Here is a 19,733-nt window from a genome sequence, read left to right on the forward strand (position 1 = left end):
GGTAACCAAGCGTGCGCTAGCTTGGCGATCGATGACCGGATCGATGACCGGCGACACGCTCGCCTACTGGGACGCCTGCCGTCGCGGCGAGCTGGTCGTCCAACGCTGCGCCGCCTGCGCCCGGCGGGTGCACCTGCCCGCCCCCGAGTGCCCCGGCTGCGGCGGCACCGACCTTCCCTACGAACCCGTCTCCGGCGACGGCACGGTGCACACCTTCACGGTCGTGCACCGCTCGTTCGTGCCCGAGTTCCGGGGGCGGGAGCCGTACGTGCTGGCCTGGATCGACCTTCCCGAAGGGGTACGGGCGTTCGGACAGGTCGTGGAGTGCCCGCCGGACCTGGTGCGGATCGGCATGCCGGTGCGCGTGACCTTCGTCGACGACCTGCCCCAGTGGAGGCCCGCGTGAGCAAGCTCGGCAACGTCCTGATCCCCGTGGACGACCTGGAGACGGCGATCGCCTTCTACTCGGGGACGCTCGGGCTGGCGGTCAGGTTCCGCGACGGCGACCGGTTCGCCGCCCTGGACGGCGGGGGCGCCACGGTCGCGCTGGTCGCGGCCGAGGAGCGGGTGGCGGGCGAGGTCACCGCGCCCTCGTACCGGGTGGACGACGTCGCACGGACCGCCGGCGAGCTGACGGGGGCCGGGGCCGAGCTCGTACGGGAGCCGGAGGCCGGGCCGCACGAGATCAGAGCCGTACTGCGCGACCCGTCAGGAAACGTCTTCGTCCTCTACTCCTCACACTGATCCCTCGCTCCGAACGGAGGCCAGAGATGGCGCGCCCGACCCCGGCAGGCACCCCGTACGGCAACTACGCCCACGCCATCCTCACCGCCAACGCCATGCGCACCCCCGACCGGGTCGCGCTGACCTACTGCGGTGAGCAGAGCTTCACCTACGCGGAACTCGACCGGCTCGTCAACAGGCGCGCCCACGCGCTGGCGGAGGCCGGAGTCGCCCCCGGGCAGCGGGTGGCCGCGCTGCTCAACGAGACCCTGCACGTGGCCGAGGTCTACCTGGCCGCGGCGAAGCTCGGCGCCGTCACCGCGGCGCTCAACCCGTACTGGCCCGCCGACACCCTGGCCGCGGTCGTCGCGCACTCCGGCGCCACCGCGTTCGTGTACGACTCCACGGTGGAGGCAGCCGTCGCGGAGATCCGCCCCCGGCTGCCGGAGATCACCCGCTGGATCAGGGTCGGCGGCCCCGGCGAGAACGCCGTGGACCTGGACGCGCTCACCTCGGACGCCGCCGAGGACGAGCCCGCCCTCGGCGGCTGCTGGGACGATCCGCTGGCGCTCTACTACACCTCCGGGACGACGGGGCTGCCCAAGGCGGTGGTCCACACGCACGCCTCGTCGCTGGCCACCGCGCAGATCTGGCTCGACGTGCCGCGCACCGAGGACTCGGTGCTCGGCACCGGGGCGATCATCTGGGGCATCGGCTTCCCCGCCCTCGTCGGCCCGGCGCTCTACGCGGGCATGCGGCTGGTGCTCGAACAGGACTGGGGACCGGCGAACTTCCTGAGGGTGGTCCCCCGGGAGAAGGTCACCCACGTCTCGCAGATCCCCTCCTTCTACGCGGCGCTGCTGGGCTCCGACGACCACGCGGGCGCCGATCTGTCGTCCCTGCGGGTCATCATGCTGGGCGGCGAGCCGCTCCCCGCGGCCCTGCTGGCCAGGATGAAAGAGCGGCTGCCCGACACCGGCGTCTACTGCTACTACGGCCAGACGGAGGCCCCCTACACCTGCTTCGGCCGGGTCGACGACGGCAGCACGCCGCTCGGCTCCTCGGGCAGGGCGCGGACCGGCAACGCCGTGCGGATCACCGGCCCCTCGGGCGCCCGGCCGGCCGGCGAGGTCGGTGAGATCAACCTCGCCGGGCCGCACCGGATGACCGGGTACGACGGCCTGCCGGAGAAGACCGCCGAGGTGCTGCGCGGCGAGTGGTACGTCGGCGGCGACCTGGGCGTCCTGTCGGAGGACGGAAACCTCACGGTGCTCGGCCGCCGCGAGGAGTCCGTGTTCAAGGGCGGCGTCTGGTCCCAGCCCTCGGTGATCGAGGAGGCCGCGGTCGCGCTGGACGGCGTGGCGGAGGCCGGGGCGGTCGGCGTGCCCGCCCAGGCCGAGGGACAGGAGGCGGTCGAGCAGCGGGTCCTGCTCGCCGTGGTGGCCAGGGCGGGCCATCCGGCCGACCCGGCCAAGATCGCCCTCGCCCTGGCCGAGACACTGCCCGCGCACCAGCGCCCCGACCACGTCGTCGTCGCCGCCGAACTCCCGCACTTCCAGGACGCCTCCGGCGGACCCGGCAAGCTGCTGAGGCGGGAGATCCGGGAGAGGTACCAGAGCCGGATGGACGAGGCGTGACCGCAGCCACCGGCGGGCCGCCCGAGATGTCCGGCGTACCCGCGGTATCCACGGAGCCCGCCCCGGCGCGGTTCGCGGAGCACGAGGTCAAGGCCCTGCTGCGGGAGTGGGGGGTGGCGGTGCCCCGAGGCGCCACGGCCACCTCCCCCGCCGAGGTCGCCACGGCGGCCCGGGGACTGACGCCGCCCCTGGTGCTCAAGGCCCACGGCCCCGGCCTGGTGCACAAGTCGGACGCGGGGGCGGTACGGCTGGGGCTGTCCGGACCGGCCGAGGCGGAGTCCGCCGCCGGCGAGATGCTGGCCGGACTCGTCTCGCGAGGCATCACGCCCGACGGGTTCCTGGTGGAGGAGCAGGCCGCGCCCGGGGTCGAGCTGATCGTCGGCGTGGTGCGCGACCCGGGTTTCGGCCCCGTCCTGCTCGCCGGGCTCGGTGGCGTGTGGACCGAGGTCATGCGCGACACCGCGCTCTGCCTCTGCCCCGCCTCCGAGGCCGACGCCCGGCGGATGCTCGCCTCGCTGCGCGGCGCGCCGCTGCTGCACGGCCACCGCGGCCGGCCCGCCGTGGACTCGGAGGCCCTGGTCGGGCTGCTGCTCGCGATCGGCGGGTCCGGAGGGCTGTGGGAACGGCTGGATCTCGGCGAGTTCGAACTCAACCCGGTGATCGCCACCGAGGAGGGCGTGGTCGCGGTGGACGCGCGCTACCTTCCCGGCACGGCGGAGCCCACCGGGCCGGGGCCGGGAACCCCGGGACGGAACGGGTCCGGGCAGGACTTCACCGCGCTGTTCGAGCCCAGGGCGGTGGCCGTGGTGGGCGCGTCCGCGAGCAGGCCGAACTTCGGGAACATGTTCCTGGAGTTCTACAAGGCCACCGGCGTGCCGCTGGTCGCGGTACACCCGGAGGCGGACGAGATCAACGGTGTGCCCACGGTGCCGTCCCTCGCGGAGGCGGACGCCGACTACGCGCTGGTCGCCGTACCGGCCGACCGCTGCGCGGAGGTCGTACGCCATGCGAAGGGCGTCTCGTTCGTCCAGGTGATGAGCGGCGGGTTCGGCGAGGCCGGAGCCGCCGGGCTGGAGACCGACCTGGTCAGGGCGGCACGGGAGGCGGGGGCCCGGCTGCTCGGGCCGAACTGCATGGGCGTCTACAGCCCGCGCGGCGGGCAGACCTTCATCGGCGGCGAGCCGGGACCTCCGGGTCACGTGGCGCTGATCTCGCAGAGCGGCGGCCTGGCCGGAGAGGTGGTCAGGGTGGGCGAGCGGCGCGGGCTGGCGTTCAGCCGCGTGGCCACGGTCGGCAACTCCGCCGACGTGACCCCCGCCGAGTTGCTCGGCTGGCTCGGCGGTGACGAGCACACCTCGGTCGTCGGCATGTACCTGGAGGACCCCCGGGACGGCCACGCCCTCTTCGAGGCCCTGATGGCCGTACGCGGACGGCTCCCGGTCGTCCTGCTGGTGGGCGGCCGGAGCGGCCAGGGGCGCAGGGCGGCCGCCTCGCACACCGGCGGCATGGTCGGTGACGGCCGCGTCTGGCGGGCCCTGGCCGACCAGACCGGCGCCGTCCTGGTCGGCAGCCAGGACGACCTGATCGGCGCCCTGTCCTTCTTCCAGTCCCACGCCTCCAGGATCATCCCCCCCGGCGCGGGGCCGCCCCCTCCGGGGGCCGCGCGGGGGCCGCGGACGGGCCGCGACGGGGACGGCCTTCCCGCCGTCCTGGTGATCGGCCCGAGCGGCGGGGCGAGCGTGCTGGCGGCGGACGTCCTCGACGCGGCGGGGCTGGCGCTGGCGGCGCTGCCCGACGAGACGCGGGAGGTGCTGAAGGCCCTGGGCGCGGGGGCCGCCGGCACCTCTCCGGCCAATCCGCTGGAGGTCCCGGTGGGTCCGCGAGGCCGGCCGGAACTGGTCAGGGAGGTCATCGGGGCGATCGTGGCGCGCCGGCCGTACCCCGACGTCGTGGCGCACGTGAACGTGCAGAGCTTCTTCACCTTCGGAACCTCCGCCGACCCGCTCCACGCGTACGCGCACAACCTCGCCCGGGCGCAGCGGGACCTGCCGGGAACCAGGATCACCCTGGTCACCAGGAACGGCGAGTGCGCGCCGCCCGGGGTCGAGGACGAGGTCCGCGCGATCGCCGCCGGCGCGGGAATCCCCGTCTACCGCTCGATGGAGGCGGCCGCCGTGGCCGTCGCCGCCGCCGCACGTTTCATCCGAGGAGCTTGACATGGGTCTTCTGGACGGCAAGGTCGCGCTGGTCACCGGTGGCGCCAGGGGCATGGGCGAATCCCATGTACGGCTGTTCCTGCAGGAGGGGGCGCGGGTCGTCTTCGGCGACGTGCTCGACGAGGAGGGCAAGGCGCTCGCGGAGGAGACCGGGGCGCTCTTCGTCCACCAGGACGTGACCAGCCCCGAGGACTGGGAGCGCGCGGTCGGCGCCGCCGTCGACACCTACGGCAAACTCGATGTCCTGGTCAACAATGCCGGAATCCTGAAATTTCGTCGGATCGAGGATATGGCGCTGGAGGAGTTCGAGCGCGTCCTCGACGTCAACCTCAAGGGCACCTGGCTCGGGATCAAGTCCGTCATCGAGCCGATGAGGGCCGCCGGCCGGGGCTCGATCGTGAACATCTCCTCGGTCGAGGGCTTCATCGGCGCCGAGGGCATGTCCGCCTACTCCGCCTCCAAGTTCGGCGTACGCGGGGTGACCAAGGCCGCGGCCCGCGAGCTCGCCCAGTTCAAGATCCGGGTGAACTCCGTGCACCCGGGCGCGATCAACACCTCCATGGTGCTGGATCCGGAGATCATCGCCAGGGTGGACGCGGAGGCGTTCATGAAGTCCATGGTCATCAAGCGTTTCGCCAAGCCTGTCGAGGTGTCCCACGTGGTGGCCTTCCTCTCCTCGGACCGGGCGAGCTACTGCACCGGTAGCGAGTTCACGGTGGACGGCGGCCTGCTGACCGGCGCGGGCTACTGATCCACCGGCGCCCACCCGGCCACGGTCACGGCGCGTACAGGGGCGAACCCCCCTGCGCATAATGTGGATGGTGCCGGCCGGACCCGAACCTGTGACGGTTCACCTGCCGAGGCCGGCGTGAGGCGCTGATGGATGAGGTGGCACCGGCCACCCCGAAACGGTGGCGGACACCGGGGCTGCCACCCGAGGTGACCAGTTTCGTAGGACGTCGGCATGAGGTGGCCGAGGTCAAGCGCCTGCTGTCCAGAGCCCGCGTGGTGACCCTCACCGGCCCCGGCGGCGTCGGCAAGACCCGGCTGGCCCTGCGCGTCGCGGCCGACGTCCAGCGGGCCTTTCCCGACGGGGTGTGGCTGGTCGAGCTCGCCGGGCTGAAGGACCCCGAACTGCTCGGCACGTCGGTGGGCGAGGCCCTGTCGATCAGGGACACCTCGCCCCGCCCTCCGGTGGAGATGGTCGTCGAGCACCTCAGGAAGAAGCACGCGCTGCTGATCCTCGACAACTGCGAGCACCTCCTGCGGGACTGCGCCGTGCTGGTGGAGATCCTGGTGCACTCGGCCCCCGCCCTGCGGATCCTCACCACCAGCCGGCAGGCGCTGGGCATCGCCGCCGAGCAGACACTGGCCGTGCCGACGCTGCCGTTGCCGCCGCCGGCACCCGACTCCGACCGTCCGAGACTGCCCGCCGAGCCCGCCACGCAGTCCGAGGCGGTACGGCTGTTCGCCGAGCGGGCCTGCGCCGTCCTACCGGATTTCACGGTCACCGAGACCAACCGGCCCGCCGTGGAGCAGATCTGCCGCAGGCTGGACGGCATCCCGCTGGCGATCGAGCTGGCGGCCGCGCGGTTGCGCGCGCTCTCTCCCGAGGAGTTGCTGGCCAGGCTGGACGACCGGTTCCGGCTGCTCACCGGTGGTTCGCCCACCACGCTGCCCCGCCAGCAGACACTGCGCGCGCTGATCGACTGGAGCTACGCCCTCTGCACGGAGAAGGAGCAGCTGCTGTGGGCGCGCGTCTCGGTGTTCGCCGACGGCCTGGACCTCGAGGCGGCCGAGGCGGTCTGCTCGGGGGACGGCATCGATCGCGAGGAGGTGATCGACCTGGTGATCGGGCTGGTGGGCAAGTCCGTCCTGATCAAGGAGGATTCCCCCGCCACCCCGTCGGTGACCCGCTACCGGCTGCTGGAGACGATCCGGCAGTACGGCCGGGAGCGGCTCGTGGACCTGGGACAGGAGACCGCGCTCCGGCGGCTGCACCGCGACCACTACCGGCGGCTGTCCGCGGAGGCGTACGCGCAGCGGTTCGGCCCGTTCCAGGTGGCCTGGTTCGGCAGGTTGAACCTCGAACACGCCAACCTGCGCACCGCGCTGGAGTACTGCTTCACCGACCCCGAGGGGATCCACACCGCCCTGGGCATGGCCACCGACCTGCTCTACCACTGGATCACGAGCCACTATCTCAGCGAGGGACGCCACTGGCTGGACCGGAGCCTGCCGGCCGTCACCGGGCCCGACGAGATCCGGGGCCGGGCGCTGTGGTCCGACAGCTGGCTGGCCATCATCCAGGCCGACGTCACCGCCGCTGCGGCGATGCTGGAGGAGGCCCGGGCGCTGGGAGACCGGCCCGGACACGAGCCGATCCTGGGCTATGTCGCGCTCTACTCGGGGATGATCGCCATGTCCCGGGGGGACATCGGCGCCGCGATCGAGCTCTACCGGGAGGCGGCGGCGCGTCACCGGGCCGACGACGACCCGACGGGCCTGGCCCTGACGCTCATCCGGCTCTGCCTCGCCCACTCCTTCCTGGGCGACTGGGAGAGTTCCGTCTCCGCGGGCGAGGAGTGCCTCGCGCTCTGCGAAGCCCACGGGGAGGGCTGGCACCGGGCCTACGCGATGATGGCGCTCGGCATCGGGGTCTGGTCCCGGGGCGACGCCCGGCGCGCGATCGAGCTGGAGAAGGAGAGCCTGAGGTTCAACCGCTCGCTCGACGATCTGCTGGGCATCGGCGTCAACCTGGAGGTGCTGGCCTGGATCGCCGCCGCGGAGGGAGACCACCGGCGGGCGGCCGTACTGCTGGGGATCCTGGAGCCGATCTGGCAGGCGGTCGGGGCACCGATGTCCGGGTTCGGACACCTCATGCACTACCACGACGAGTGCGAGGCACGTACGCGTGAGGCCCTCGGGAAAGCCGCCTTCGACACGACCGTCAGGCGGGGCGCGAAGCTGCCCTGCGACGAGGCGCTGGCCTTCGCCCTGGACGAGGGCAACCGCCCCGGCAGGCATCCCGGCAGGGCCGAGCCGTCGCCGTCGCCGTCCCCGCTGACCCGCAGGGAGACCGAGATCGCCCAGCTCGTCGCCCGGGGACTGAGCAACAAGGAGATCGCGGCCTCGTTGACGATCGCCCAGCGCACCGCGGAGGGGCACATCGAACACATCATGACCAAACTGGGCTTCCACTCCCGGGCCCAGATCGCCGTCTGGATCGGCGAGCGCAACCGCGACACGGACGGAAGCCATCCCCCCGGCACCTGACGGGCGGAGGGGGACGCCGGAGCCGACGAGTGCGGCGATCTCGTCGGCTCCGGCGGAGGGCGGAGGGCGAGTCGGGGGACTCGGCCTCCGCTCTTCGGAGGTGGTACGTGGGTTCGGCTCCCGGCGGGGGCGACCGGCGCGTATGGCGGGCGCGGTCAGCGCTCGGCGGCGTGCGCGGGGAGCTCGAACCAGACGGCCTTGCCGTCACAGGTGCGGTCGCTACCCCAGCAGCAGGAGAGCAGGTCGATCAGGTACAGCCCGCGGCCCCGCTCGTCGTCCTCGCGCGCCTGGTACACCCGGATCGGGGAGGGGTCCGTGTCCGCGTCCTCGACCTCGCAGCGCAGCAGGCCGTCCTCGAAGGAGAGGGCGAGCCTGATGGTCCCCCGCGAGTGGTGCAACGCGTTGGTGACCAGCTCGCTGACGAGCAGCTCGGCGACCGTGCTGTGCTCCTCCCGCAGGCCCCAGTCCGCCAGGCAGGCGCGGGTCATCCGGCGTGCCCGGGGCACGGACGACGACTCGGGCGTGAAGGAGAACGACGTCTCCTTCGCGTCCGGCCCCTCGGGGAGGGGGGCCATGGGCGCCACCTCGACCGGGTGCGGCCCGCACACGTGGTCGTCGCCGAAGGCGACCGGCCACGGCTGGGTGACCTGCTGGAGTGGCGTCCCCGGTCCCTGGCCGGTGGGAACGCGGACCGGACTCATGCCGCCTGCCTCATCGGAACGCGGTGAGCGGGCATGTCGTGGACGGGGGTGCTCCGCCCGTCCGGCAGGAGCGCCCCGGTGTCATCGAAGACCACGACGCCGTTGCAGAGCAGACCCCACCCCTGCTCGGGGTGGAAGGCCACGAGGGACGCGGCTTCGTGATCGGGGGCGCTTGCGAGAGGACATCGCGGCTGATGCTGACACATGGCTCGTACCTTTGATCCTTCATTGGTTGCAGTTGAGCCTTCGATGTGACGAGCATCCCTCAGCACCAATCCCGTCATATCGGGATAAATACCCATATCCATACCCATTTCGCCGATGGTAAAGAGGTCGGCCCTCGGCAGGGAGGATGGTCAACAGGGTCGATCCGCACGGAGACAGGCGCTCCCAGCGCCGGTTGCGGACGCCCTGTAGATCTTTTCGCCAGATGGTCTACCCGCGAAAGATCGCATGAAAGCCCCCCGACGTCGCTCTTTGTCTAGGTATACGACGTCGAGTGACTTTGCACGCGCTTTGGACTGTCGTGACCTATCCTTGGGGCCGGGTAACCTCCCTCGTCACGGAAGACAACCGGCCAGTGGTGCCGCCGCACGCGTCTCGCCCGTCCCTCGGGAGGCTCGCGTGAACACGCCGTCGCTCAACCCCGTCTCCCGGCAGCCAGGTCGCAAGGCGGAGCGACCATGCCCGCATGGCCGCCGGGGGCCCCTGAAACCTCATATGACCCCTGAGATGCAGAAGTTCATCAAGCTGCTGGAGAGCCAGCTCGGATACTCCGAGAAGAGCGGCGGCTACACCAAGTTCGGCGACTGGTACGGCAGGACCGTCGAGTTCGACGCCGACTACACCGCCGCCCCCTGGTGCGACATGTACCTCTCCTGGGCGGCCGCCAAGCTGGGCTACGAGGAGTGGATCGGCCAGTTCGCCTACACCGTCTACCACGCCCGGTGGTTCCGCCAGCAGGACGCCTGGGGCACCACTCCCAAGCCCGGAGCCATCGTCTTCTTCGACTGGAACGGTTCGAAGAGGATCGACGGCATCGACCACGTGGGGATCGTCACCCGGGTCGAGGGGAACAGGATCCACACGATCGAGGGCAACATCGACGGTGGGATCGCCAAGCGCAAGGAGCGCGACACCGGCAAGGTCGTCGGCTACGGGTACCCGGAGAAGATCAAGGCCCGGCTGGACCGGGAGGCCACCGAGAAGCAGATGGTTCTCGATCCCGCCGCCGCCGCCGCCACCGCGAGCGGCGGGGGCGGGGGAAACCTGGTGGCGATCGATCCGGGGCCCGACCTGCTCGACCTGGTCCCCGCCCCCGTCCCCGCGAGAAAGACCCCGGCGTCCGCGGGCCCCGGCAAGACCGGGCAGACCCCCGGGCACGCCACCGGGCCGATCGCCGGAAACGGCCGGGAGTCCACCTCGGGGAGCCGCGGCGAGACCGCCTCGGGAAACGACGGCAGGACCGTCTCGGGGAACGGCGACGGGGCCGCCGCGTCGCGGCAGAGCGGCACCGCGAACACCTCGGACGGTGACCGGGCGGCCGCCGGAACGCCCGGTCAGGCCCGGCCCCGTACCTCGCCGGGCAAGCACGCCAAGCCCGCCACCGCCGACACCAGCGCGCTCGCCGTCTCGCCGACCGCCACCGTCCGTGACCTCACCGTGCATCCCCCGGAGCTCGGCAGCCCCGCCGTGCTCGCGCCGGTGCTGCTCGCCGCGGCGGCGATCATCGCGCACGCCAGGGCCAAGCAGTCGAGGGTACGGCTCGCGCCTGCCGCCGGGCGCACCGCGCCGGTCACCCCGTCCCGCAGGGCTCCGGGCCGCCGCCGCGCCTCGGGGCGGACCGGTACCCCCGCCCGGACCGGCACCGCCGGCCGTTCCAGCGCGCCCTACCGGGGCAGGCGTCGGTCGCGCGAGCGGCCCGTGGTGGAGTCGTCCACCTTCGTGCAGGACGCCCCGCTGCGGGGCCGCCGCCACCGCCGGGCCGACTCCGTGATCACCACCACCATCCCGGCCACCCCGGCCCACTCCGCCCGTCCCGCCCGCTCCACCATGCCCGCGCACCTGGCCACCGGCCCGAGAACGGCCACCGTCTCCGCCTCCCTCCCCGTGACCCGAGGCGCCCGGACCGGCCAGAGCGGTCCCGCCACCCTGGCCGGTCCCCTCACCTCACCCGCCGAACCAGGCGACGTCCTGGTGCACAGCGGCTACCGGGGACGCCGCCGCAGGACAGGGGTGCCGGCCTAGGGACCCGACGGGTCTAGAAATGGTCGGCGGCGAAGGCGGCCAGCGCGGCCACGGCGTCGCGGCTGCGTCGCCAGGGGCGGACGATCATGCGGTCCACGCCGAGCCTCTCCCAGCGCGGGATCTCGGCGGGACCGCCGAGCTCGTAGGCGTGCGCGGTGACCGAGAAGGGGCGGTCGTCGCGGAGCGCGGCGAGCCTGTCGAGCTGCGGGCGGATCGTCTCCAGGGAGTGCGGCATGCTGATCCAGCCGTCGCAGAGCCGGGCGGCCCGCCGCAGGGCCGCGCCCGACTCGCCCCCGGCGAGGATCGGCAGCCGCTCCTGGACCGGTTTGGGCTCGAACGCGACCTCGGGGAAGTGGTAGAAGCGTCCCGAGTGCGCGACGACCGGCTCGGACCAGAGCCGCCGGGTCACCTCGATCGCCTCGTCCAGGCGCGGGCCCCGGGTCGCGAAGTCCACCCCGGCCGCCAGCCACTCCCCCTCGTACCAACCGGCGCCGACCCCGCAGATCGCCCGCCCTCCCGAGACCCTGTCCAGGGTGGCGAAGGCGCGGGCGGAGGCGAAGGGATGCCGCAGCGCGTAGAGGTGCACGGCGGTGCCGAGCCGTACCCGCGAGGTCAGCCCGGCCAGCCAGCACAGGTAGGCGGGGGCGTCGAAGAGCGGGGTGGCCGGGGAGATGCCCGGCCTGTCGGTTCCCGGATAGACGGCCAGCGACAGGTCGGTGGTGAACACCAGGTGCTCGGGCAGCCAGACCGACTCGAACCCCAGTTCGTCGGCGGCGACCGCGACGTCCCGCCACGCGTCCGGATGGATCAGCCCCAGCGGGACCCCGAACCTCACGACGCCTCCCACGGCGGCCGGCCCCGCCCATGACCGGCCGGGACCTCCCGGCTCACGGCCACCTCACCGGTCCGGCGGAACCGAGGATCTCGGCTCTCAGCCGGGACCGGTGCAGGGCGGTGCCGCCGTAGGCGGCGGAGAGGGACCACACCCGGGCGAGCCACAGGTGCAGGTCGAGCTCCTCGGTGTAGCCGATCGCGCCGTGTACCTGAAGCGCGGTCCTGGCGGCCAGTTCGGCGGCCTCTCCCGCGGCGGCCTTGGCCGCGGCGACGTCCCGGCCGGCGGTCGGCAACTCCCTGTCCACCGCGAAGGCCGCGGCGTAGACCAGCGGCGCGGCGAACTCGACGGCCACCGCCACGTCGGCGAGCAGGTGCTTGACCGCCTGGAAGGCCCCGATCCGGACACCGAACTGCCTGCGGGTCAGCGCGTGGCCGACGCTCGTCTCCAGCAGATGCCTGGCCGCCCCGACCAGCTGGGCGGCGACCGCCACGGTGACCGCGCGGACCGCGGGGGCCACCGGGGCCGTGAGCCGGGTCACACCGTCGGACCCCACACCGGATTCCGCGTCGAAGTCCACCGCGAACAGCCTTCTGCTCCGATCGACCCCCGGCTGGGGCGTGAGCCGCGCCCGCCCCGGCGTCACCGCGTACGGAACACCGTCGCGCTCGACGACCAGCAGGTCCGCCAGGTCCGCGTCGGGAGAGTAGACCTGGTCGCCGATGCGCACGCTCACCCGCAGCGAGCCCGCGGCGAGCTTGCCCAGCACCGGGTCGCCGGCCAGCAGCACGGGGGCCGCCACCGCCGTCTCGGCCACCGGGCCGGGGAGCGCGACCCTGCCCGTCTCCTCGAAGGCGAGCACCGCGTCGAGGAGTCCCAGCCCGAGGCCGTCGTGTTCCTCGGGGACCAGCAGCCCGAACAGTCCGATCTCGGCGAGCCGTGACCAGGCGGGGGTCCGCTCCGTCCGCGCGGCCCGAGCCGGGCAGTGCGCGGCGAGTACCTCCCTGACCGTGGCGGCCAGTGCGAGCTGGTCATCGGTGAAGGCGAAGTTCATCGTGGAAGCCCCAGGACGCGTTCGGCGATGATGTTGCGCTGGATCTCGTTGGTGCCCGCGTAGATCGGTCCGGCCAGGGAGAACAGGAAGCCGTCCAGCCAGCGCCCGCCGTCCTCGGCCTCGGGGGCGGCGCCGTCCAGAAGGCCGCGCTCGCCGAGTAGCCGCAGGGCGAGGGTGTGCATGCGCACGTCCAGTTCGGACCAGAAGACCTTGCCCATGCTGGAGGCGGAGCCGATCTCCTCCCCGGCCGCCAGACGGCGGGCGGTGCCGAAGGTGTGCAGGCGGTAGGCCTCGGCGTCCAGCCAGGCGCGGGCGACCTGATCGGCCAGGGCGGGATCGACGCCACCCGAGCGGGCCAGCCGGACCAGCCGGTCGGCCGTGGCCGTGAACCGGCCGGGGCTGCGCAGGGTGAGGCCCCGCTCCGAGGAGGTGGTCGCCATCGCGATCCGCCAGCCCTCACCGGGGGCGCCGAGCACCAGGTCGTCGGGGACCTCGACGCCGTCGAAGAACAGTTCGGCGAACCCGTGCTCGCCGTCGAGCTGGGCGATGGGCCGTACGGTGACGTCGGCCAGCGGGAACATGAAGTAGGTCAGGCCCCGGTGCCTGGCCGAGGCGGGGTCGGTCCGGAACAGGCCGAAGCCCCAGCCCGCGTAGCAGGCCCGGGAGCTCCAGGTCTTCTGCCCGTACAGCCGCCAGCCGCCCTCCACCCGCTCCGCGCGGGACCGCAGGGCGGCCAGGTCACTGCCCGCCTCGGGCTCGGACCAGGCCTGCGCCCAGACCTCGTCGGCCCTGGCCATCGGGGGCAGGAAACGCTCCCGCTGCTCCGCCGTGCCGTACGAGAAGATCGTGGGGGCCAGCAGGAAGATGCCGTTCTGGCCGACCCTGCCGGGGGCGCCCGCCGCCCAGTACTCCTCCTCGAAGATCAGCCACTCGACCAGGCTCGCCCCCCGCCCGCCGTACTCGACGGGCCAGGAGACCACCGACAGCCTGTCGGCCGCGAGCAGGCGCTCCCACTCGCGATGCGCCTCGAAGCCCTCCCTCGTGTCCATCGAGGGCAGCGGGGCTGCCGGGACATGCCTGGCCAGCCAGTCCCGCACCTCGGCCCGGAATTCCCGCTCCGCGGGGGTGAAGTCCAGATCCACTACACCAACCTAGCGCACGCTTGGGTAGGCGTACAGCGGGCCGTACCGCGAAAGGCCCGGAGCGGTGGTCCGCTCCGGGCCTCGGCACCCGAACTCCGCCCCTCGCCCGAAGGGCTGTGTTCGAGTGATCGCCCGGCGTCACCCGTCCGAACGCCGCCTGGACGCCGTTGTCCGGACGCCGTTGTCCGGACGACCGTCCGGCGCGTTCGGGCAGGTGACACCGATTCCGCCCGGGCGAGCGCCGCCGGCACCCCCCAGGGATGCGGCTCCACCCGGGCGGACGTGCTCAGCGCTGCTCGGGCGGGCGCTGCCCCATGTTCCGGCGCAGCTGCTCCAGCTCCGCCTCCAGACCCGCGATCCGGGTGTTCGCCCCGGGTCCCTGAGCCCCCTGCTGGGGCTGTGGCTGGCCGTACGGCGACTGCGGGCGGACCGCCCGGGTCTCTCCCTGCCCCGCCGGGAGCGGGTAGGGCGGCCGCTGCTGGTACTGCTGCGGCGCACCGTACGGCTGCCCCTGCTGGCCGTACTGCGGCTGGCCGTACTGCGGCTGGCCGCCCGGCAACTGCGCCGGGTAGCCGGGCTGCCCCCCGTACGGAGCGGGCGGGAAGGAGGCCGGTCCCCCGCTACGGCGCTTGCCCCTGGCGACCGCGACGATCGTGCCGATCACGAACGCGGCGACCAGGCCACCGCCGCCCCAGAGCAGCCACGGCAGGATCGGGGTGCCGCTCTCGTCCTTGCCCGCGGTGATGGCCTGCTGGGAGTCGCTGATGTACTTGGCGACGTACGGGTGGTTCGGCTGCAGTGCCTGCACCTCGCGGAACTTGGGCAGCGCGTCGGAGTACTTGTTCTGGAAGAACAGGTCGAGCGCCTCGTTGTAGGCCTTCGTGGTCGTCGACTCGGCCGGCTTGATGTTCTTCTCGTTCAGCTTCTCCTTGACGATGCTGACCGGCAGCACGAAGCTCTCACCCTCGGTGGAACCGCCGTCCTGCTGGATCAGGCCGCCGACCAGGATGCCGATGACCTTACCGTCCTTGCTGAACACCGGACCGCCGGAGTTGCCCGGGTAGGAGGGCGCCTGGGTCTGGATGTACGGCACCCCCTCGGGGGTCTGGCGGCTGGCGTTGTAGGGGCCCTCGGTGAACGCCGGGTCGAGCTTGGACTCAAGGTTGAAGATCGAGGTCTGCGTCACGGTGCCGGGGAACCCGCTGATGTAGAGGGTGTCGCCGACGCGCACGTCCGAGTCCTCGCCCAGCGGCACGGTCGGCAGGTTGTTCTGCCCGTTGGCCTTGAGGATCGCGACGTCCTTGCCCGGGTAGACCGTGCCCTTGGCGACCAGCTCGATCGGCACCGTCTTGGTGGTCTTGTCGACGCCGCCGCCCGGCAGGCTCTGCAGCAGCGAGAGCGAGCTCTGGACATTGCGGATCTTGATGTTGTCCGCGTTCCAGATCTGGAAGATCTTCGTCGCGGTCCGGAGGATCTCCTCGTCGGAGGCGATGTCGCCGAGGCTGGCGACCAGGTCCGCGGCGTCCTTCTCATTGATCTTCGTGAGCGCCTGGGCCGCGAAGGTCTGGGCCAGCTCGGCGTCCTCCTGGCCGACACAGTGCGCCGCGGTCACCATGTAGCCGTCCGGCGTGACCCACCAGCCGGTGCACAGCCCGCCCGCCGTCGCCTCGACGACCCGCTCCTGCCCGCCGGGCGAGAAGTAGCGGCCCGGGTCCTTGGCCATCTGCTGCACGACCCAGCGGTAGATGCTGTTCTCGTCGGAGGAGATCTTGCCGCTCTGCACGGCGTTGATCCCCTGCTGGGTCAGGGTCCTGATCGCCTCCAGGTTCGCCTCGGGCGTCGGCACGGCCACGTCCGCCGTGTAGGACACCGAGGTCAGCTGGACGGACGGGTGCGTCCTGGCGGCCAGCCACGTCCCGACGGGGACGTCGACCTCTTTGGGTTTGGCCACCGCTGTACCCGGCAGTGCCAGCGTGCTCGCCAGCACCAGGCCCGCGACGGCGCTGATTCTTCCCCACATCTTCGTACTCTCCCCAAAACTTGCTTCCCGAGGCGAGAGCATGACGGGGAGCACTTGGGGAGTACTTGGAAGCCACTGGTAGATCGCCGAAAACGTCCGACGACGTGCTGGAAACCTCCCGGCGCGCAAAGGGGCGGGACGGCCCCGCGCCGGTAAGCGATCAAGGTATGGGTGAGTATATGCCCACAACGGCGAGTGCCGAATCCGTATGCGGCGCGCGGCCCCCGATCGCCCCGGAATCCCACCCGCGCCGCGCCCGGCGAGTACGGACGAACACCTCCCGGCCGAGGCCGGCGCTCGGTCGGACGTTCATCCACATCCTCACCGTCAGCCGAGGTAGGCGGCACGGACCACGGGATCCTCGCGGATCTCGGCGGGGGCGCCCGAGGCGATGACGTGGCCGAGGTCGAGGACGACGAGACGGTCGCAGGTGCCCATCACGAATCCCATGTCATGTTCGACCAGCAGGATCGTCGTCTCCAACGCCCCGATGACCTCCTCGATACGAGCGGTCTGGTCGGCGTCGAGACCGGACGTGGGCTCGTCGAGCAGCAGCAGGGACGGCGCGTCCGCGAGGGCACGGGCCAGCTCGACCAGGCGTCGCGCCCCGGCGGGCAGTGCCGCCGCGTAGGCGTCGCGCAGCCCGTTCAGCCCGCAGAGCTCCAGCACCTCGTCCACCCGCTCCCCGCGTGCCCGCTCCAGCCTCCGGCGTCCCCGCCAGCCGACCAGGTCGGCCGGGAGCCCGCCTCCCCCGCCTCTCCACTCCATCGCGGCCAGCACGTTGTCCGCCACGGTCAGCCGGCCGAACACCTGGGTCCGCTGGAAGGTACGGCGCAGCCCGGCACGCGCCCGCCGCACCGCCGAAGTCCCCGTGCTCTCGCGGCCCATCACCGAGACGGAACCCGAGGTCGGCCGGCGCAGTCCGGAGATCACGTCGAACAGCGTGGTCTTACCCGCCCCGTTGGGCCCGATCACCCCGCAGACCTGGCCCGCCGGCACCTCGAAGGAGACGTCGGTGAGCGCGTGGACGCCCCCGAAGGAGACCGATACGGCCTCGACCCGCAACGCCGCGCTCATCACCACTCCGTCTCCCATGTCACGACACCCCCAGATAGGCGGCGGTGAGCCTGGCGTCGTCCACCTCGGCCCGGGGGCCGGTCCAGGTGACCCTGCCCAGGCGCATGAACGCGACGGTGTCGGCGAGTTCGAGCACCGAGGTGGCCTTCTCCTCCACCAGGAGCAGCGCGACGCCGCGCTCGCGCAGCTCGGCGAAGACCTCGAAGAGCTGCTCGACGACGAGCGGCGCCAGGCCGAGCGAGGGTTCGTCGGCGATCAGTACCCGAGGCGGCCTGACCAGGGCGGGAGCCAGGGTGAGCAGTTGCTGCTCGCCACCGGAGAGTGCCCCGGCGGCAAGCCCTCGGCGCCTGGCGAGTTGCGGCAGCCGCTCGTAGACGGGACCGGGATCGGCGAGCCAGGTCCGCAGGTTCTCGTCCACGGTCAGCCCGGGGAAGACACCGCGCCCCTCGGGTGCGAGCAGCACGCCTTCCCGCGCGCGGCGGTGGGCGGGCCGGGAGGTCACGTCGGTCCCGTCCAGGACCACCCGCCCCGCCGTCACCCGGAGATCCCCCGCGGCGACCGCGCAGGTGGTGGACTTGCCCGCGCCGTTCGCGCCGAGCAGCGCCACCACCTCTCCCGGCCGTACCGCGAGGTCCACCCCGCGCAGCACCGTGACGTCCCCGTATCCGGCGACCACGCCCTCCAGCCGGAACAGCGCGTCCTCGACGGCCGGTGTCCGCGGCGGCGCGGTGGCCGTGGGGCGGCCGGTCCCGTTCGTCGCCTTCACCGCCTTCACCGCCTTCACCGCCGGGGCGACACCCTCGCGCGCGGGTGTCTCGCGCCGGAGGGCCGCGGCGCGGTCGCCGCGCGTGCGGCGGCGGTGGCGGGCCTCGCCCAGCTGGGCGAGCACTCCGTCCGGATGCCTGGCCAGGATCATCCCGCCGGCCCCGAAGAGGATCGCCCCGACGTGCGCGGAGACGTGCCACCCGGCCAGCAGCTCGGGGAAGATCGCGGCGATCAGCCCGCCGAGCACCGCGCCGCCGATCCTGCGGACGCCCTGCAGGACCACCACGGCCAGCCAGACGAAACCCGAGAAGGCCGGCAGGTCGGTGGCCGTCACCGACCCCTTGGAGATCGCGAACAGCACTCCGCCCAGCCCCGCGATCCCGGAGGCCAGGGCAAAGAGCATGATCTTGGTACGGGGTGCCGAGATGCCGGAGGTGGTCGCGGCGGCGGGCGCGGAGCGGACCGCCAGGACCGCCCGGCCCGAGGCCGACCGCTCCAGGTTCCGAACCAGGAGCCCGACCAGCCCGATCAGGGCCAGCAGCAGCAGGACCCGTACCCGGGGGTCGGTGGTGTCGGCGAGCCCCAGTCCGAGGGCGGGCAGCGGCCAGCCGATCGTGCCGTTGCTGAACTCGTCGATCTGGAAGAGCACCTGGTCGGCGAGGAGGGCGAGGGCGAGCGTGGCCAGGGTGAGGATCCGGCCGCCCAGCCGGAGGGCGGGCAACGCGACGAGCACGCCGACCGCCGTCGCACCGAGTACCCCCAGCAGGATCGCCACCGGCAGGGGCAGACCGGAGGAGAACGCCCAGCCGCAGGTGAGCGCGGCCATCGAGGCGAAGGACGCCTGCGCGAGGTTGACCATGCCGCCGATGCCGGTGACGACCACGAACGAGCAGAAGATCAGCGCGAGGACGAGCCCCTGGGCCACCACGCTCACGTAGAAGTCGTCGGCCGGGCGGGTGAGGGTCCAGGCCAGCAACGCGACCAGGCCGAGCGCCCACGGCAGGCGCCGCCGCCACGGCGGCAGGTCGGCCAGGTGGTCGGGGGGCGGGGCGTCCTCGGCGGCGGACCCCGCGATGCGGTCCCTGGACCGGTTGAGCAGGATCAGCCCGACGAACAGCAGGATCACCGGTACCGCCGTGCGCAGTCCGGTGACGTCCTCGGCGAAGTCCGCGTACCCCGCGACCAGGTTCTGCACCACGCCGAGCCCGAGCCCGGCCGCGAACGTCCACGGGATCGACCTGAGCCGGCCGAACACCGCGGCCGTCGCCGAGACGAACAGCATCACGGTGAACGCGGTGGAGTCCAGGCCCAGGGTCGAGACCGCCAGCACCCCGGCGAGCCCGGCGAGTGTCGAGCTGAGCGTCCAGGCCATGGCCGAGGAGGCGTCGACGTCGATCCCGCGCAGGGTGGCCAGCCCGCGACAGTCCACCGAGGCGCGCATCCTCAGGCCGTACGGCGTGTGCCGCATGAAGACCCACAGCCCCGCGGCGGCCAGTACCGCGAAGGCGAAGGTGATGAGCTGGTCGGAATCGAGATGGACGCCGCCGAAGGCGTAGGTGACCGCCGGATAGGGGCCCAGGCCGCGCGGCAGCGAGGTCGCGTCGGCACGCGGCAGCCCGAGCGGCTCGGCGACCAGGTCGACGACCAGCAGCCCGAGTGCCGGGAGCGCGATCGTCAGGCCGATGGTCCCGACGATCTGCGCCGTCTCCCCCGCCTGGGCGAGGCCCCGGAACATGACCCTGTGCAGCAGGTAGCCGAGCAGCGGCGCGAAGAGCGCCACCGCGACCGTCCCGGCCGCCCAGGCGGGCAGCCCGAGACCCACGTTGAGTTCGAAGTACAGCAGCGCGGCCAGGAACCCGATGGCCCCGTGAGCGAAGTTGAACACGCCCGTCGCCGCGTAGGACAGGGTCAGCCCCGAGGCCATGACCGCGAAGACGGCTCCGGTGACGAGGCCGCTGAGGATGTAACCAACAAGCTCGGACATAAGGGCCTTCACCCCGGAATTTCGCGCCTGGTTGCTGACTGCTCACGGGTGTGACCCGT

General features: G+C 72.6%; 15 protein-coding genes. 7 read left to right on the forward strand and 8 right to left on the reverse strand.

Annotation, left to right across the window (positions count from 1 at the left end):
* Positions 1 to 31: 31 nt before the first annotated feature.
* The 6 genes from AB0J58_RS21900 (at position 32) to AB0J58_RS21925 (ending at position 7,852) form a co-directional block, all read left to right on the forward strand.
* Complete coding sequence (locus AB0J58_RS21900) at positions 32 to 406, forward strand: Zn-ribbon domain-containing OB-fold protein (protein ID WP_030904339.1); 375 nt, start codon at positions 32 to 34, stop codon at positions 404 to 406.
* Positions 403 to 744 carry a VOC family protein gene (locus AB0J58_RS21905; RefSeq protein ID WP_343966449.1) on the forward strand — a complete coding sequence of 114 codons (342 nt, stop codon included), beginning with the start codon at positions 403 to 405 and terminating at the stop codon, positions 742 to 744. The genes AB0J58_RS21900 and AB0J58_RS21905 overlap by 4 nt, the downstream gene beginning before the upstream one ends.
* 26 nt (positions 745 to 770) lie before the next feature.
* Entirely contained in the window at positions 771 to 2,360 is a 1,590-nt protein-coding gene (locus AB0J58_RS21910) for a class I adenylate-forming enzyme family protein (protein WP_364218205.1), read from the forward strand.
* 26 nt (positions 2,361 to 2,386) lie between these two features.
* On the forward strand, positions 2,387 to 4,576 hold the full coding sequence (locus tag AB0J58_RS21915; RefSeq protein ID WP_364218251.1) for an acetate--CoA ligase family protein: 2,190 nt from the start codon (positions 2,387 to 2,389) through the stop codon (positions 4,574 to 4,576).
* A gap of 1 nt (position 4,577) precedes the next feature.
* Positions 4,578 to 5,327 carry a glucose 1-dehydrogenase gene (locus AB0J58_RS21920; protein ID WP_364218207.1) on the forward strand — a complete coding sequence of 250 codons (750 nt, stop codon included), beginning with the start codon at positions 4,578 to 4,580 and terminating at the stop codon, positions 5,325 to 5,327.
* 128 nt (positions 5,328 to 5,455) lie between these two features.
* The gene (locus tag AB0J58_RS21925; protein WP_364218209.1) at positions 5,456 to 7,852 is read left to right on the forward strand and encodes a LuxR C-terminal-related transcriptional regulator; all 2,397 of its coding nucleotides are present in this window, start codon (positions 5,456 to 5,458) and stop codon (positions 7,850 to 7,852) included.
* A 155-nt stretch (positions 7,853 to 8,007) separates the two neighbouring features.
* On the opposite strand, the gene AB0J58_RS21930 is transcribed toward AB0J58_RS21925, so the two are convergent.
* A complete protein-coding gene (locus AB0J58_RS21930) occupies positions 8,008 to 8,553 on the reverse strand; it encodes an ATP-binding protein (protein ID WP_364218211.1) in 546 nt (181 codons plus the stop codon).
* Positions 8,550 to 8,759 carry a DUF5999 family protein gene (locus tag AB0J58_RS21935; RefSeq protein ID WP_343966462.1) on the reverse strand — a complete coding sequence of 70 codons (210 nt, stop codon included), beginning with the start codon at positions 8,757 to 8,759 and terminating at the stop codon, positions 8,550 to 8,552. The genes AB0J58_RS21930 and AB0J58_RS21935 overlap by 4 nt, the downstream gene beginning before the upstream one ends.
* Positions 8,760 to 9,285: 526 nt before the next feature.
* Here AB0J58_RS21935 and AB0J58_RS21940 point away from each other — a divergent pair.
* The gene (locus tag AB0J58_RS21940; protein ID WP_364218213.1) at positions 9,286 to 10,800 is read left to right on the forward strand and encodes a CHAP domain-containing protein; all 1,515 of its coding nucleotides are present in this window, start codon (positions 9,286 to 9,288) and stop codon (positions 10,798 to 10,800) included.
* A gap of 13 nt (positions 10,801 to 10,813) precedes the next feature.
* On the opposite strand, the gene AB0J58_RS21945 is transcribed toward AB0J58_RS21940, so the two are convergent.
* The 6 genes from AB0J58_RS21945 to AB0J58_RS21970 form a co-directional block, all read right to left on the reverse strand.
* Positions 10,814 to 11,635, reverse strand: a complete 822-nt coding sequence (locus tag AB0J58_RS21945) for a TIGR03619 family F420-dependent LLM class oxidoreductase (RefSeq protein ID WP_364218215.1) — start codon at positions 11,633 to 11,635, stop codon at positions 10,814 to 10,816.
* A 52-nt stretch (positions 11,636 to 11,687) separates the two neighbouring features.
* Positions 11,688 to 12,686, reverse strand: coding sequence for an acyl-CoA dehydrogenase family protein (locus AB0J58_RS21950; protein ID WP_364218217.1), 999 nt, complete (start codon positions 12,684 to 12,686; stop codon positions 11,688 to 11,690).
* Entirely contained in the window at positions 12,683 to 13,828 is a 1,146-nt protein-coding gene (locus AB0J58_RS21955) for an acyl-CoA dehydrogenase family protein (protein ID WP_364218218.1), read from the reverse strand. Before AB0J58_RS21955 ends, AB0J58_RS21950 begins: the two co-directional genes overlap by 4 nt.
* Before the next feature lie 286 nt (positions 13,829 to 14,114).
* On the reverse strand, positions 14,115 to 15,848 hold the full coding sequence (locus tag AB0J58_RS21960; RefSeq protein ID WP_364218220.1) for a serine protease: 1,734 nt from the start codon (positions 15,846 to 15,848) through the stop codon (positions 14,115 to 14,117).
* Between the two features lie 327 nt (positions 15,849 to 16,175).
* Positions 16,176 to 16,943 (reverse strand): ABC transporter ATP-binding protein, encoded by a 768-nt coding sequence (locus AB0J58_RS21965; RefSeq protein WP_364218221.1) that lies wholly within the window; start codon positions 16,941 to 16,943, stop codon positions 16,176 to 16,178.
* A gap of 1 nt (position 16,944) precedes the next feature.
* Positions 16,945 to 19,674 (reverse strand): ATP-binding cassette domain-containing protein, encoded by a 2,730-nt coding sequence (locus tag AB0J58_RS21970; protein ID WP_364218223.1) that lies wholly within the window; start codon positions 19,672 to 19,674, stop codon positions 16,945 to 16,947.
* Between the last annotated feature and the right edge of the window lie 59 nt (positions 19,675 to 19,733).

This window comes from Streptosporangium sp. NPDC049644 (assembly GCF_040675205.1).
GTDB lineage: Bacteria > Actinomycetota > Actinomycetes > Streptosporangiales > Streptosporangiaceae > Streptosporangium > Streptosporangium fukuiense.